This window comes from Microbacterium sp. LMI1x-1-1.1 (genome assembly GCF_040676205.1).
Classification (GTDB): domain Bacteria; phylum Actinomycetota; class Actinomycetes; order Actinomycetales; family Microbacteriaceae; genus Microbacterium; species Microbacterium aquilitoris.
In genome coordinates this window covers 962,080-976,192 of record NZ_JBEGHM010000001.1, presented here as the reverse complement: position 1 = coordinate 976,192, position 14,113 = coordinate 962,080, and the positions used below count along the sequence as shown (strand labels likewise).

The 14,113-nt window shown below is 71.0% G+C and carries 13 protein-coding genes; 4 read left to right on the top strand and 9 right to left on the bottom strand.

Going from position 1 to position 14,113, the window contains the following annotated elements:
• Positions 1-6 precede the first annotated feature (6 nt).
• Positions 7-495 carry a SprT-like domain-containing protein gene (locus tag MRBLMI1x_RS04715; RefSeq protein ID WP_018185607.1) on the top strand — a complete coding sequence of 163 codons (489 nt, stop codon included), beginning with the start codon at positions 7-9 and terminating at the stop codon, positions 493-495.
• Here MRBLMI1x_RS04715 and MRBLMI1x_RS04710 read toward each other — a convergent pair.
• A complete protein-coding gene (locus MRBLMI1x_RS04710) occupies positions 482-1,141 on the bottom strand; it encodes a 2-phosphosulfolactate phosphatase (RefSeq protein WP_020097901.1) in 660 nt (219 codons plus the stop codon). The genes MRBLMI1x_RS04715 and MRBLMI1x_RS04710 overlap by 14 nt on opposite strands.
• On the bottom strand, positions 1,138-3,597 hold the full coding sequence (locus MRBLMI1x_RS04705) for a glycoside hydrolase family 3 protein (RefSeq protein WP_363456611.1): 2,460 nt from the start codon (positions 3,595-3,597) through the stop codon (positions 1,138-1,140). Before MRBLMI1x_RS04705 ends, MRBLMI1x_RS04710 begins: the two co-directional genes overlap by 4 nt.
• 91 nt (positions 3,598-3,688) lie before the next feature.
• Between MRBLMI1x_RS04705 and MRBLMI1x_RS04700 the strand changes: the two genes are divergently transcribed.
• Positions 3,689-4,195 carry a hypothetical protein gene (locus MRBLMI1x_RS04700; protein WP_020097899.1) on the top strand — a complete coding sequence of 169 codons (507 nt, stop codon included), beginning with the start codon at positions 3,689-3,691 and terminating at the stop codon, positions 4,193-4,195.
• A gap of 55 nt (positions 4,196-4,250) precedes the next feature.
• Here the strand turns inward: MRBLMI1x_RS04700 and MRBLMI1x_RS04695 are convergent, their stop codons facing one another.
• The 6 genes from MRBLMI1x_RS04695 to MRBLMI1x_RS04670 all read right to left on the bottom strand — a co-directional run bounded on the left by MRBLMI1x_RS04695 (position 4,251) and on the right by MRBLMI1x_RS04670 (position 9,943).
• The gene (locus tag MRBLMI1x_RS04695; protein WP_363456608.1) at positions 4,251-5,717 is read right to left on the bottom strand and encodes an FtsX-like permease family protein; all 1,467 of its coding nucleotides are present in this window, start codon (positions 5,715-5,717) and stop codon (positions 4,251-4,253) included.
• Positions 5,714-6,475, bottom strand: coding sequence for an ABC transporter ATP-binding protein (locus MRBLMI1x_RS04690; protein WP_311858819.1), 762 nt, complete (start codon positions 6,473-6,475; stop codon positions 5,714-5,716). The genes MRBLMI1x_RS04695 and MRBLMI1x_RS04690 overlap by 4 nt, the downstream gene beginning before the upstream one ends.
• Before the next feature lie 89 nt (positions 6,476-6,564).
• Positions 6,565-7,206 (bottom strand): response regulator, encoded by a 642-nt coding sequence (locus MRBLMI1x_RS04685; protein WP_018185613.1) that lies wholly within the window; start codon positions 7,204-7,206, stop codon positions 6,565-6,567.
• Positions 7,203-8,402: a sensor histidine kinase gene (locus MRBLMI1x_RS04680; protein ID WP_363456603.1), complete on the bottom strand. Its 1,200-nt coding sequence runs from the start codon at positions 8,400-8,402 to the stop codon at positions 7,203-7,205. The genes MRBLMI1x_RS04685 and MRBLMI1x_RS04680 overlap by 4 nt, the downstream gene beginning before the upstream one ends.
• A 58-nt stretch (positions 8,403-8,460) precedes the next feature.
• Positions 8,461-9,402, bottom strand: a complete 942-nt coding sequence (locus tag MRBLMI1x_RS04675) for a diacylglycerol/lipid kinase family protein (protein ID WP_116228059.1) — start codon at positions 9,400-9,402, stop codon at positions 8,461-8,463.
• 82 nt (positions 9,403-9,484) lie between these two features.
• Entirely contained in the window at positions 9,485-9,943 is a 459-nt protein-coding gene (locus tag MRBLMI1x_RS04670) for an Lrp/AsnC family transcriptional regulator (protein ID WP_018185616.1), read from the bottom strand.
• A 129-nt stretch (positions 9,944-10,072) separates the two neighbouring features.
• Here MRBLMI1x_RS04670 and MRBLMI1x_RS04665 point away from each other — a divergent pair, with 129 nt between their 5' ends.
• Positions 10,073-11,485 carry a DUF6421 family protein gene (locus MRBLMI1x_RS04665; RefSeq protein WP_363456598.1) on the top strand — a complete coding sequence of 471 codons (1,413 nt, stop codon included), beginning with the start codon at positions 10,073-10,075 and terminating at the stop codon, positions 11,483-11,485.
• A 68-nt stretch (positions 11,486-11,553) separates the two neighbouring features.
• Here MRBLMI1x_RS04665 and MRBLMI1x_RS04660 read toward each other — a convergent pair whose 3' ends face one another.
• Positions 11,554-12,975: an MFS transporter gene (locus tag MRBLMI1x_RS04660; protein ID WP_363456595.1), complete on the bottom strand. Its 1,422-nt coding sequence runs from the start codon at positions 12,973-12,975 to the stop codon at positions 11,554-11,556.
• A 65-nt stretch (positions 12,976-13,040) separates the two neighbouring features.
• Between MRBLMI1x_RS04660 and MRBLMI1x_RS04655 the strand changes: the two genes are divergently transcribed.
• Complete coding sequence (locus MRBLMI1x_RS04655) at positions 13,041-14,108, top strand: threonine aldolase family protein (RefSeq protein ID WP_020097891.1); 1,068 nt, start codon at positions 13,041-13,043, stop codon at positions 14,106-14,108.
• Positions 14,109-14,113 lie beyond the last annotated feature (5 nt).

The window sequence follows — 14,113 nt, the reverse complement described above, 5'->3', positions numbered from 1 at the left end:
GCTGGCATGAGCGACCTCATCGACGTGCGCCGCGAGGCGGAGTCACTGCTGCGGCAGCTGCTCGACGACTCGTGGAGCTTCGCGTACGACAACGCCAAACGCCGTGCCGGCGCGTGCGACTATCTGCGCAAGCGCATCACGCTCTCGCGCTATCTCGCCGCCCGGTACGACGCCGAGACGAACCGGCAGACGATCCTGCACGAGATCGCCCACGCGATCGCGGGCTCGGCCGCGGGGCACGGCGCCGAGTGGAAGCGCGTCGCGCGGTCGCTCGGCTACACGGGCGGCGTCACCCACCGCGGCGAGACGGCCACGGAGCTCGCGCCCTGGGTCGGCGTGTGTCCCGCCGGACACGTCGCGTACCGTCACCGCAAGGCGACACGGGCGACCTCGTGCGCGCGGTGCGCGCCGACGTTCGATGAGCGCCACCTGATCACCTGGCGGCGGCGCGAGATCACCGCCGCGACCCGGCGCGAGGCCCTCACTCCGCGTTGATCGCCTCGTAGGCGCGCCACACGCCGTCGCGGAGGACGGGGACCGTCTCATCGGCGTCGTGGACCGCGGCGGCGAGCACCTCGTCGCGACGACCGGCGTCGAGGAGCTCCTGTCCCGAGCCGCTCGCCGTGAGGAGGTGGCGGACCGCGGATCGCAGACCACGGAACGCCTCGGATGCCGCTGCGGCCTCCGGCGAGGAGTGGTCGAGGCCGATCGCCTCGAGCGCCGCGAAGACCGCCCCGGCACCGAGCTGATCCTCGACGGAGAAGCGCAGGACCGCGGCATCCCCCGGCCCGTTCAGCTCGCCGGCGGCGATGATGCTCACGCTCGTGCGGGCCGCGCGGCGGTTCTGCTCGGCGAGCACCGCCTGCGCGACGGCGGTGGCATTGCGCAGGCTCCCGAGGAACACGACGGCGCCCGTCGCCGCGGCAGCCGAGGCGACGGCCGCGCCGTTGCGCGACACGGCGTGGGCGGCCTCGTCGTGGGCCACCGTCTCGCCGCCCGCGACCCGCGCCGACACCGTCGACGAGAACCTCAGCACGTCGACGACGACGACGACGTCCGCGGGCGCGAGACGGGTCAGCCCGTCCCGCCCCCAGTCGAAACGCAGCTGGTAGCGGGACTGATCGAACGGGCTCGCGGTCATCCCTCCAGCGTACGAGCGTCGACGATCGGCTTCAGCGAGATGACGAGACCGAGGACGTTCCGGGCCGTCCGCTGGAGTTCGCCGCGGGTGATCCCGCCTTCACGGGCGAGGGAGTCGAGGATCGTCGTGTCGGCCTGCGCTTGAGGCGCGGCATCCCGTTTCACACCGCCCGGCATGAGGACGTCGACCTGCGCACGGACGCGGTAGGCGTTGTCCTCGAGGGCGGGGAAGTCCGGGTCGACGGCATTCTCGATCCACCAGTCGGTGATGACGACCCCCTCGTAGCCCCACTCGTCCCGGAGGACGACGGTGGCGAGGTCGTGGTGGTAGTGCGCCCACACGCCGTTGATCTGGTTGTAGGACGTCATGATCGTGCGGGGAGCGGCCTCGCGGACGCAGATCTCGAACCCGCGCAGATAGATCTCGCGGAGCGCCCGCTCGGAGACGCGCGAGTCGTTACGGGTGCGGTTGGTCTCCTGGTTGTTCGCGGCGAAGTGCTTGGGGCATGCCGACAGTCCCGTGCTCTGCACCCCGCGCACGACCGCCGCGGCGATCCGTCCGGTGACGACCGGGTCCTCGCTGAAGTACTCGAAGTTGCGGCCGCACAGCGGGTCGCGGTGGATGTTCATGCCCGGGCTCAGCAGGACGTCGGAGCCCTTCCGGAGCATCTCCTGTCCGTGCAGTGCGGCGAGCTCCTCGATGAGGGCCGTGTTCCACGTCGACGCGAGCGCCGTTCCCGAGGGGAGCAGCGACGCGTACGCCGACAGACGGATGCCGCTCGGCCCGTCCGTCGTCGTGACGGGCGACACGCCCTTCGCGCGCAGCGACGCCGAGACCCCGCCGAGCACGCCCGCATTGCCGGGAGCACCCAGCGGGCTGTCCATCGTGACGTCGCCGCGGGCGAGGAGCGAGAGCTCCTCGTCGGTGAGCTGTGCGACGAAGTCGTCGAGGGATGCCGCGCCGCGTGCGACGTCAGCGAGATCGATGCCCCGGTCCCCGGTCGGCGCGAGCTCGGCCGGCAGCGATCCGAGCACCCGCTCGGCGCGCGCGACGGTGCGCGTAGGGACGGGCTCGCGCGCGGCGACGGCGGAACCGTCGTCGCCGCGACGCTGGACGAGCCGATCGAACGCGTCGGCGGGCGCGGCGACCTCGGCGGCGTGCCGCACGACCTGCGTCTCGGGCACCTCGAACGCGGCGACCTCCGCCGCACGGCGGACATCGGTCCCGACGAAGACGGGATACGCACCGGCCTCGAGGACCCACGCGCTCCGGTGCCCTGCCGCCCCGCCGTCGTCGTACGACGCGAGGTCGTCGAGATGCACGTCGAGGCGCACCGTCTCGCTCTCGCCGGGGGCGAGCAGACGCGTCTTGGCGAAGGCGGCGAGGTGACGTGCCGGCTTGCCGAGGGCACCGTCGGGCGCCCCGGTGTAGACCTGCACGACCTCCTTGCCGGCTCGGTCGCCGGTGTTGGTGACGACGACCTCGAGGCGGAGGGCCGCGGCATCCGTCGTCGCCTCGGTCGTCAGCTCGAACGTCGTGTACGACAGCCCGTGGCCGAAGGGGAACAGCACCCGGTCGGGGGCGAAGGTCTCGAAGTAGCGGTAGCCGACGAAGACGTCCTCGGCGTAGACGTTGACGTCGAGATGGCCGAAGTTGGGTGCGCTCGGGTAGTCCTCGTAGCTGCGTGCGATCGTGTCGGTGAGCTTGCCGCTCGGCGCCTGCTCGCCCGCGAGCACACCGGCGACGGCGCGAGCGCCCTCCATGCCGCCCTGCCACGCGAACAGGACCGCGCCGATCCGGTCGCCGTAGTCCGCGACCCACGACAGGTCCATGACGTTGCCTGCGTCGACGACGACGACGGTCCGCGAGAAGTGCGCCGTGACGGTGTCGAGGAGCGTCCTCTCGTCGGCGGTGAGGTAGTAGCTGCCGGGCTCGAGGATGCTGTCGCGCGCTTCGCCGGCGGCGCGACCGATCGCGACGACGGCCGTGTCCGCCCGGGATGCCGCGGCTGCGACATCCGCCGCGTCGATCGCCATCTCGGGGAAGTGGTGCGGCCACTCGCCCCACGTGGCGGCGAAGGCGGGGCGATTCGCGGCGGACCACGTCGAGTACCGCGTCGCGAGCTCGTCGTCGACGCGGACACCGGCGTCGCGGAGACCGGCCAGCAGGTTCCAGATATAGGGCACCTTCACGTCGCCGCCCGAGCCGTAGCCGACGGCGAACCAGTCGATCTGAACACGGCCGAAGACGGCGACCGGGCGCTTCCCCAGCGGAAGCGTGCCGTCGTTCGTCAGGAGGACGACGCCTTCGGCGGCGGCGACCCGGGCCTTCTCGGCGAGGGCCGGATCGAGCGTCGGATCGGTGTCGAGCAGCATCGAGGAGATCTGCGCGACCGACTCGACGGGGGCCAGGGTGTGCGAGCGGTCGCCGGATTCGATGGCGGGTTCGAGAGGCATAGCGGTCTTTCCGAGGGGTCGACGATGACGCCGAGAGAGTGGGAGCGCTCCCAACGTATCGAGTGCCGCGGAGGAATGCGAGAGTGGTCCGATGCGGATCCTCTTGAAGCTCGAACTCGACTGCACCGCGGATGCCGCCTGGCGAGCCCTCCACTCGCCTCGTGCGGTCACCGAGCTCTACGGCCCGCTGCTCGCGATGGCGCCGATGGCCGGCGAGCTCCCGACCTCGTTCGAGCCGGGGACCGACGTGCCGGTCGAGATCCGCGCCCTCGGGATCATCCCCGCCGGCCAGCAGCTCATCCACGCGAGCGACCGGTACACCGAGGACACGAACGGTCCGGTGCGGATCTTCCGCGACAGCGGCATCCCGCTGACCGGTGCGCTCGCCGCCCTCGACGTCTGGGACCACCAGATGGCGGTGAGCCCGCTGCCGGGTGATCCCGCGCGGACGCTCTGGCGCGACCGCCTCACGATCGGCGGAGCCGCGGCCCTGCCGCTGTGGCCCGTCCTGTGGGCCGCGTGGCAGTACCGCGGCATGCGCCTGCGCTCACTCGCACCGACGTGGTCGTACGAGCCGCCCGCCGCCGAGGACCACTGACGACGGATGCGTCCCTCCGCGCGGCCCGGGCGGGTCGCGCGGAGGGACGACGGGGTCACTCGGCGAGCGCCTCGACGGGTGCCGTCCGAGTCGCGATGCGCGTCGGTGCGACGGCGGCGCCCAGCGTGAGGGTGGCGGTCGCGACGATCACGATCGCCACCGGGAGCAGCGGGATCGCGGGGGCGACGAAGGTCGGCGACATCCACAGCGGCGGCATGGCTACCGACCCGAGCAGCGACTGCGCCGCGACCCAGCCGTAGAGAACGCCCAGCACGAGACCGAAAAGAAGCGCGGTCACCGTGACGTGCGCCGCCTCGATGAGCACCATGCGGCGGATCTGCGCCGACGTGAGACCGAGCGCCCGCAGCAGGCCGAGTTCGCGCTTGCGCTGCACGATGCCGATGGTGAGGAGGTTCACGAGACCGACGGCGGCGATCACCGCGCTGACGGCGACGAGGCACATCATGACCGTCGAGAAGGTGTCGATCATCTCGTTGAAGGCCGCATCCGGCTCTCCACCGCTCGACGCCGCGACGAGGGATTTGACCGACTCCGCTGCGACGGCGAACATCACGACGAGCGCGACGCCCATGACGACGCCGATGGCCATGCGACTCGATCGCTCCGGGTAGCGGACGGCGTTCTCCGCGGCCAGCCGCGCAGTGACCGACGTCCCGAACAGACGCCCCGTCGCCTTCAGGAGCGGCGGCATGACCGACACCGCACTGATCGAGACCGCGGTGAAGGAGAACAGGCCGCCGAAGAAGGCGACCAGCACGCCGACGGGATTGAGGAGACCGATCAGGATGCCGCCGACGAGGAGTACCACCCCGATGGCGCCGAGCACGATGGCGCCCGCCTTGCGGCCGCGGGCTCCCGCGATCTCCTCCCGGGAGCGCTCGACCGAGCCGCCCAGCGCCTCGAGCGGGGTGACCGTGAGGACCCGCCGCGACCCCGACCACGCCGCGATCCACGTCGTCAGCACGACGGCCACCGCCGGGATGACGAGGACGGCCTGGACCGGTGACCAGTCGGAGGTCGCGTCGAGCGCGCCATCGAGCAGGGGAAGGGCGAGGACGACCGCGGGCGTCGTCGTGACGAGACCGACGACTGCTCCGATCGCGCCGACGATGAGCCCCTGCGTCGCCACCTCGCGGCGCTGGGAGCGAGCCGTCGCTCCGATCAGACGCATCAAGGCGATCCGGCGGGTGCGTCCCGCGATGATCGTCGAGAAGGTGTTGGCGGTCACGATGGCGCCGACGTAGACCGCGACGGCGAGCAGGATCCCGCTCAGCAGCGCGAGGACGGCAACCATGGTGCCGGAGCCGCCGTATTCCGCGTTCGAGCTGAACGCCTGGGAGATGTACCCGGTCGCCGACAGGAGCACGACACCGAAGGCCGTCGAGATGGCCGAGACGAGGATCGTCGCGCCCATGCCGCGCTCGCGCAGCCACGCGAACCGCGACGTCCGTGCGGGTTCGGGGACGATCGTGTGCACGGCGGACGGGGCGAGGGCGGTCACGCGGACACCTCGGTGCTGAGCATGTGAGCGGAGATCTGCTCGGCGCTCTGACGGGGCTTGTCGGCGACGATGCGCCCGTCGCCGAGGAACAGCACGCGGTCGGCGTACGACGCGGCCACGGGGTCGTGGGTGACCATGGCGATCGACTGACCGTGCTCGCGACTGGCGGCGGCGAGGAGGGACAGCACCTCGCGACCCGACCGCGAGTCGAGGTTGCCCGTGGGCTCGTCGGCGAAGACGAGGTCGGGCGCCGTCGCGAGGGCGCGGGCGATCGCGACGCGCTGCTGCTGGCCGCCCGACAGTTGGTGCGGACGGTGGCGCAGGCGCGGCCCGAGGCCGAGGGTCGCGACGAGGCCGTCGATGCGCGTCCTCTCCTGGGACGTGGGACGCCGGCCATCGAGGTCGAAGGGCAGCAGGATGTTGCCGATCGCGTCGAGGGTCGGGACGAGGTTGAACGACTGGAAGACGAAGCCGACCCGCCGGCGGCGGAGGATGGTCAGCTCGACGTCCGAGAGCCCGGTGATCTCGGTGTCGCCGATCCAGACCGAGCCGGAGGCCGGCGCATCGAGGCCGGCCATGATGTGCATGAGCGTCGACTTGCCCGAGCCCGACGGGCCCATGATGGCGGTGAACTCGCCACGACGGATGCCGACGGTGACGTCGTCGAGCGCGCGGACGGCGTTCTCGCCGCCGCCGTAGGTCTTCGTGAGGTTCTGGACGCGGGCGGCGAGGCCCATCTCGGTGGTCGTGATCTGCATGTCTCCGACGCTACGGAGCACCCCCGGGGCGCCGCGTCGGCCGCTCGTCGCGACCGTCTACATCGGAAGGATGACGGCGCGTGCGCCGATCAGGCGAGGCCGTGCTCGAAGGCGAAGACCACCAGCTGCACGCGGTCGCGGAGCGACAGCTTCGCGAGGATGCGCGAGACGTGGGTCTTCACGGTCGCCTCCGAGAGGAACTCCCGCGCGGCGATCTCGGCGTTCGAGAGCCCGCGGGCCGCGAGCGCGAAGATCTCGCGCTCGCGGTCGGTGAGCTCGCCGAACGTCGCCGGGACGGCGCGGACGGGTTCGTTCAGCTGCGCGAAGAGCTCGCGGGTCGCGGCAGCCGCGATGACCGACGAGCCCGCGTGCACCGTGCGGATGGCGGCGAGCAGGAACTCGGGATCGGCGTCCTTCAGGAGGAACCCGCTCGCTCCGCGCTGGATGGCGCGGGCTGCGGCCTCGTCGAGGTCGAACGTCGTCAGCATGACCACCTTGGGCGGATCGGCATCGGCGAGCAGGGCCTCGGTCGCGGCGAGCCCGTCCATCACCGGCATCCGGATGTCCATGAGGACGACGTCGGGGCGCGTCTGGCGGACGACTTCGATCGCCTGCGCACCGTCGGAGGCCTCCCCCACGACCTCGAGGTCGGGTTGCGAGGCGACGACCATGCGGATGCCGGCGCGGAACAGGGACTGATCGTCGACGAGGACGACGCGGATGACGCTCACCGAGCGCTCCTCTCGAGGGGGTCGGGGTTCTCGGACGCGGCTCCGGTCGGCAGGGACGCCTCGACGGTGAAGACGCCGTCTGCGGCCGCGGCATCCAATCGACCGCCGATCAGCTGCGCGCGCTCGCGCATGCCGATCAGGCCGTGGCCGCCGGTGCGGCGTTCCGCTCCGTCGGGGACGGGGGCGACGTCGTTGCGGACGCGCAGCTCGACCCGGTCGGGGTGCCACGCCAGCGAGACGTCCACACCGGTGGGGGTGCCGTGGCGGAGGGCGTTCGTGAGCGCCTCCTGCAGGATGCGGTAGACCGACAGCTGCACGGATGCCGCGACCTCGCCGCGCGGCGCGGGGTCGACGTCCACGCGCAGCTCGACGCCTGCCGCTCGCACCTGGGCGTAGAGCTGTTCGAGATCGGCGAGCGTCGGCTGCGGACCCTCCGCCTGGGAATGGCGGAGCTGCGTGAGGAGCAGGCGCACGTCCGAGAGGGCTGAGCGCGCCGTCGACGAGATCGTGCCGAGCGCCGCGGCCTGGGCCTCGGGATCGGATGCCGCGGCGTACCGCGCGCCGTCCGACTGCGCGATGATGACCGCGAGCGAGTGGGCGACGATGTCGTGCATGTCGCGGGCGATGCGCGTGCGCTCCTGCTCGGCGACCGTCTGCTCCTCGGCGCGTGACTGCGCGGCACGGTTGGCGCGGGCGCGCATCGCAGTGCGGACGAGCGCGCCGGCCGTCCACGAGAGCCCCAGTGCGAACAGTGCCGCGAGCAGGACGAAGATCAGCGTCGGGACGTCGGAGAGCGCACCGCTCCCGACGAACGCCCACCGAAAGAGGTAGATCGTGATGGTGCCGGAGCCGACGATGACCGAGGTGAAACCGAGCCAGAACACGAGCCGAGACCCGTAGGCCGCGGTGGCGAAGAGGACGGCGAAAATCGCGATGTCGGCGAACCCGGGACCGCGACCGAAGCCCATCTGCACGATGGCCCCGAGCCAGGCGACACCCAGGGCGAGGCCGGGCGAGTAGCGGCGGAGTCCGAGCGCGCCGGCCATGAGCAGCACGACCGGGATCGCCGACACCGGGCCGATGTCGTAGGACGAACTGGTCGATGTGTTCAGCTCATAGGGCAGGGACACCAGCGCGAACAGCACCGCGACGGCCGCGTCGACAGCAGCCTGGTAGGGGCGGAGCGGGCGGAACACCCTTGAACGCTACGCGGTCGGGGTGGGACGGGGCATCCGTCTCGCGATGTATCCGGCCCTACCGGGCGGGCAGGTAGACCCGGAGACCGTCGCCGACGGCGCGCACCCGCAGACGGAAGCCGTCCTCCCCGACCTCTTCGAGCTCGCCGTCGTGCACCCAGATGTCAGGGGCGCTGCCTGCGCGGACCTCGATCTCGAAGTCCTCGTCGAGGATCCGTTCGATGTCGGATGCCGGGGGCATCACCCGGAGCGCACGGAGGACCGCGACGGTCTTCTCGCCGAACGCGAGCGAGGCGATGGCGCGGGCGCGCGTGCCGCGGGCGTGGTGCACGCGGACGTCGATGACCGGCTCGTCGAGCGTGGCGCGCTGCATCGTGGCGATGCGGTCGGGGTCGTTGGGGCCGACGCCGGCGAACACCGACCAGACCGAGGCGCGTCGGCCGCCTCGCACGACGTCGACCGCGTGGGCGCCGTGCATCTCGCGCCAGGCGGCGACGGCACCGCCCCACCACTTGCCGAGGCTGGTGCGGCGTTCGCGCTCGGCCAGGAACTCGGGGTACGCCCCGAGCGAGACGGCGTTCAGCACCGTGATCGGTTCTCCGTCGTCCACCGAGGCCTCGGCGACGGCGACGGGTCGGACGTTCGCCGCGGCGTAGGCGTCGAGCCCGGCGTCGACGTCGGGGATGCCGACCGACCGCGCGAAGTGGTTGAAGGTGCCGTTCGGGAGGACGAGGAGGGTCAGGTCGTGGCGGCGCGCGAGGTGCGCCGCCCGAGAGACCGAACCGTCACCGCCGAGGATCGCCAGCACGCTCGGCGGGTTCTCGCCGGCCATCGCGTCGGCCACGACGTCGTCGAGGGTCTCGCTCTCGCCGAGTTCGCGCACGGTCGCACCCGGCATCCGCCTGCGGACGTCGGGGACGCGGTCGGGACGGCCGAGCGAGGCGCCGGAGCGGCTGTTCGCGACGACGAGGACCTCGCCGCCGATGGGGGTGTCGGTCATGCCTCCCACGCTATGCAGGGCGAGACGCGACCGCCTCCCCTTGACACATACCTCGGGCTGTCACGTCCCCCGGGTGCGGCGCTCAGACGGGCGAAATCGGGCGGTGCTCGAAGAAGGTCTGCAGGACGACGGTCGTGCGGGTGTTCACCGAGGCTGCGGCGCGGATGTCGCGGATCAACCTCTCGAGGTCACGCGGCGTCGCGACGCGCACGAACAGCATGTAGGCCGCGTCGCCCGCGATCGAGTGGCACGCCTCGATCTCGTCGAGGTGCGCGATGAGCTCGGGCGCGTTGTCGGGCTGAGCGGGATCGAGCGGCGTGATCTCGACGAAGGCGGCGAGCGGCTTGCCGGCCACCTCGGGGTCGATGACGGCGCGGTAGCCGGAGATCAGGCCGCGGGCCTCGAGCCGGCGGACGCGCGCCTGCGTGGCAGACACCGACAGCCCCGCGACGGCGGAGAGTTCCGCGAGCGTCGCGCGGGCGTTGCCCGACAGTGCGGCGATGATCGCGGAATCGGCGGGGTCTGTCTCGTCTGCGGGCACGCCTCGACGGTACCGCAGCGGTACCGCAGCCGCCTTGCACACGCGATCCTTACGGCCTTAGGCTGGAAAAACAGGAATTCTTCCCGCCATGGCGCGAGGAAGCCGTGAGGAACCGATAGGAGGTCCACCATGAGCACCGTCACCACCGCGTCGACGATCATCGGAATGCCCGAGGTCGTCGAGGACGCCCGCCGGGCCGAGACCTCCGCCGCCTGGGCGATGCTGCGGGATGCCGCGACCGCCCTCCAGGGTCTGCAGATCACCGACGGGTCGGTGCCCGACGCCGCCGACCACGACGCCGCCCGCGCGCACGTCGAGGCGATCACGGCCGGCATCCGCGCCCTCTCCTCCGCCTTCCCGCACGATGCCGCCTATCTCGAGGCGAGCGTCGCGGACTTCGACCGCTGGGTCTCGGAGGGCTTCGGCGTCCCGGACTTCCTCGATTCGCTCATGGCGTTCCAGCCGCAGGAGAACCGCATCGACGGCCTCCGACACCTCGTCGTGTTCCCGATGTACACGCAGAACGGCACCCGCGACCGCAAGGTCGAGGCCGTCCTCGTCGAGACGATCTGGCCGGAGTTCATCGCCGAACTCGAGCAGACCTACACGAACCGTCTGTTCGTCTCCTTCCGCCTGCTGGACTTCACGCCCGGGTACGACACGAACTCGGCTGTCCTCTTCCCCGAGACGGTCGCCATGCGCGAAGTCCCGACCTTCACGTGGGGCGCGATCTTCCAGGACCGCGAGGCCGCACGCTACCGGCGCGTTGTGCGCGCGGCATCCGAGATCACCCGTCTCGACCTGCCCGAGGCGGCCGCTCGCCTGCTCGACGACCAGCGTCTGGCCGAGAAGACGTTCGTCATGTGGGACCTCATCCACGACCGCACCCACATGCGCGGTGACCTGCCGTTCGATCCGTTCATGATCAAGCAGCGGATGCCGTTCTTCCTGTACTCGCTCGAAGAGCTCCGCTGCGACCTGACCGCCTTCCGCGAGTGCGTGGCGATCGAGAAGGACCTGTCGGCGAAGGCACAGCTGACGGATGCCGAGGGCGAGATGCTCGAGCACGCCGGCCTCGTGCAGTACGCCGTGCTGTTCGACCGCATTTTCCGCTTCGCGATCACCGGCACCCGGGTCCGCAACTACGACGGCCTGGGCGGGCAGCTGCTGTTCGCCTGGCTGCACCAGCGCGGCGTCCTGCACTGGACCGACACATCGCTCGCGTTCGAGTGGGACCGCGTCGCCGACGCCGTCATCGCCCTGAGCGACGCGATCGACCGGCTCTACTGGGAGTCGATCGACCGCCCCAAGGTCGCGCACTGGCTCGCCGCCTACGACCTGGTCCGTCAGACCGTCACGCCCCACCCCGCGTCGCAGTGGGCCCGCGGACTGTCCGACGAGATCCTCGCCGGCCCGCCGAAGGGGTACACCGACGCGGTCCTCGACGACGAGTTCCCGCTGTCGATGTTCTTCGAGGCGCTCGAGAAGAAGATGCGCCCCGTCATCGCCGGCGTCGCCGGCATCCGCGCCACCGACGCCTGACGTCGGAACGCCACTTCGGCGCCTGGGCTCTCTGGGGGGCTCGGGCGCCGAAGCCGGTTCCGGCGCCGTCAGTCGCCCGCGACGCCTCCCGCCGCTTCGCGCGAGGACGACGGGATGCCGGGCGCCGGGGGCGCCGCATCCGCTTCGGCCGTCTCGGGTGCCTCGCGGTACTCGGCCGAGAGCGTCCGGTACGACCGGGTGAGGAACGCGGCGAGCGAGGCGGCGACCATGATGAGTCCGCCCACGAGGAAGATGAGCGCGATGCCCCGCATCTCGCCCTCGCCGAGGAGCCAGGACCACGCCCGCTCACCCTCGTCGGTGCGGAAGTACGGGAGGATCCAGAACTCCGCGATCGGGGCGATCGCGAACGACGTGATCGGGCCGGTCGAGACCTCCAGCGCGGTCGCCGCGCCGAAGACGCGGCCCTGGCGCTCGAAGGGGACGACCTTCTGGATGACCGTCTGTTCGGCGGACTCGATCACGGGCACGAGGGTCATGTAGGCCCAGATGCCGACCGCATAGAGCCACCACCATTCGCGCAGCGTGAAGACCGCACCGAGTAGACCCATCACCGCCACGGCGAGCAGGAGCGTGCGGATGGGGTTCTTGCCGAGCCCCTTCGCGGCGACGATGCCACCGCCGATGAGGAAGCCGGTCGCCGTGACCGCGAGGACGACACCCCAGATCTTCACATCGAAGAGCTCGAGCCCGTAGGGATCCATCAGCGCCATGTAGAGGCCGCCGATGAGGTTGTTGAACGTCGAGAAGAGGATCAGTGCGAAGAGTCCCGGAACGGCGCGGATCGCGGCGGCCGCGCCGCGGATGTCGAGGATCTTCGACCCGGGATCGGGAGTCGGTGCGTCCTCGGGGATGCGCACGAACAGCAGGTGGATGAGTGGCACCGCGGTGAAGGCAATCGCGACGGCGAGTGTCCACCCCATGCCCACCAGTCCGATCGCGAGGCCCGACAGCGCGCTCGTCACGATGAAGGCGATGCCCTGCACGGTCCCCACGAGGCCGTTGGCATTCGCGTGGCGCTCGGTCGGGACGAGCAGGGTCACCGTCGTCGACAGGGCGATGTTGCGCAGATTCTCGACGACGGCGCCGGCCAGGATGATGCCCGAGAACAGCCAGAACCACGGTCCGCGGAGGTCGAGGATCGCCGACTCGGGCTGCGACACGTAGATCGCGCCGGCCGCGAGGAACGCGACGAGGGTGAACACCCCCGAGAAGACCATGACGGCGTGCTTGCGGAAGCGGTCGACGAGCGTGCCGAAGACCATGCCGAAGATCGCCAGCAGCAGCATGTAGGCGCCGCCGATGATGCCCGTGGCGAGCACCGACTCGGTCTCGAGGTACACCCAGAAGGTGAGCGCGAACCACAGGAAGCTCGTCGTGACGTTCGCGACGGCCGTGTTCACCAGGACGTGCAGGAACGTGCGCATCCCGCCCGGAGGGACGGTGCGCGGCGACGGCGTCGCTTCACTCATGCGGTGAGGGTATCGCCGGGGTCGGACACGGGGAAGAGCACCTCCGCGCGACCTAGGCTTAAGAGGTGACGACGCTCCACGACCCGATGATCCGCTCCTTCGCCAGCGACAACTACTCGGGGGTCCACCCCGAGGTTCTCGCGGCCATCGCCGCCGCCAACGACGGCCATCAGATCGCCTACGGCGAGGACGTGTACACCGCGCGTCTGCAGGAGGTCTTCGCGCACCACTTCGGCGAGGGGTCGCAGGCGTTCCCCGTCTTCAACGGCACCGGCGCGAACGTGACGGGACTGCAGTCGATGCTCCCCCGCTGGGGCGCTGTGGTCGCGGCATCCACCGCCCACATCAACGTCGACGAGGGCGGCGCTCCCGAGAAGGTCGCCGGCATCAAGATCCTGAACGTCCCGACCGACGACGGCAAGCTGACCCCCGAGCTCGTCGACATGGAGGCCTGGGGCTGGGGCGATGAGCACCGTGCGCAGCCGCTCGTCGTCTCGATCACGCAGTCCACCGAGCTCGGCACCCTCTACACGCCCGACGAGATCCGCGCCCTCGCCGACCACGCCCACTCGCGCGGCATGCGTCTGCACCTCGACGGCGCACGACTGTCGAACGCCGCTGCGGCGCTCGACCTGCCGATCCGCGCCTTCACGAAGGATGCCGGTGTCGACCTCGTCAGCGCCGGCGGCACGAAGAACGGCGCGCTCGCGGCCGAAGCGATCGTCGTGCTCGACCCGGCGGCATCCCAGGGTCTCCCCTACCTGCGCAAGCTCAACATGCAGCTCTCGTCGAAGATGCGCTTCGTCTCGGCCCAGCTGATCGCGCTGTACGAAGGCGACCTGTACCTGCGGAACGCCCGCCACGCCAATGCCATGGCGGCGCGACTGCGCGCCGCCGTCGAGGCGGGGCTGGCCGACGGATCGATCGACGGCGTGCGCTTCAGCCAGCCGACGCAGGCGAACGGCGTCTTCGCGATCCTTCCCGACGGCGTCGCCGAGAAGCTCCGTGAGTCGTTCCGCTTCTACGACTGGGATGCCTCGAAGAACGAGGTCCGCTGGATGTGCTCGTTCGACACGACGGAGTCCGACGTCGACGCCTTCGTCGCAGCGCTGTCGCGCCTGACCCGCGGCTGAGGTCG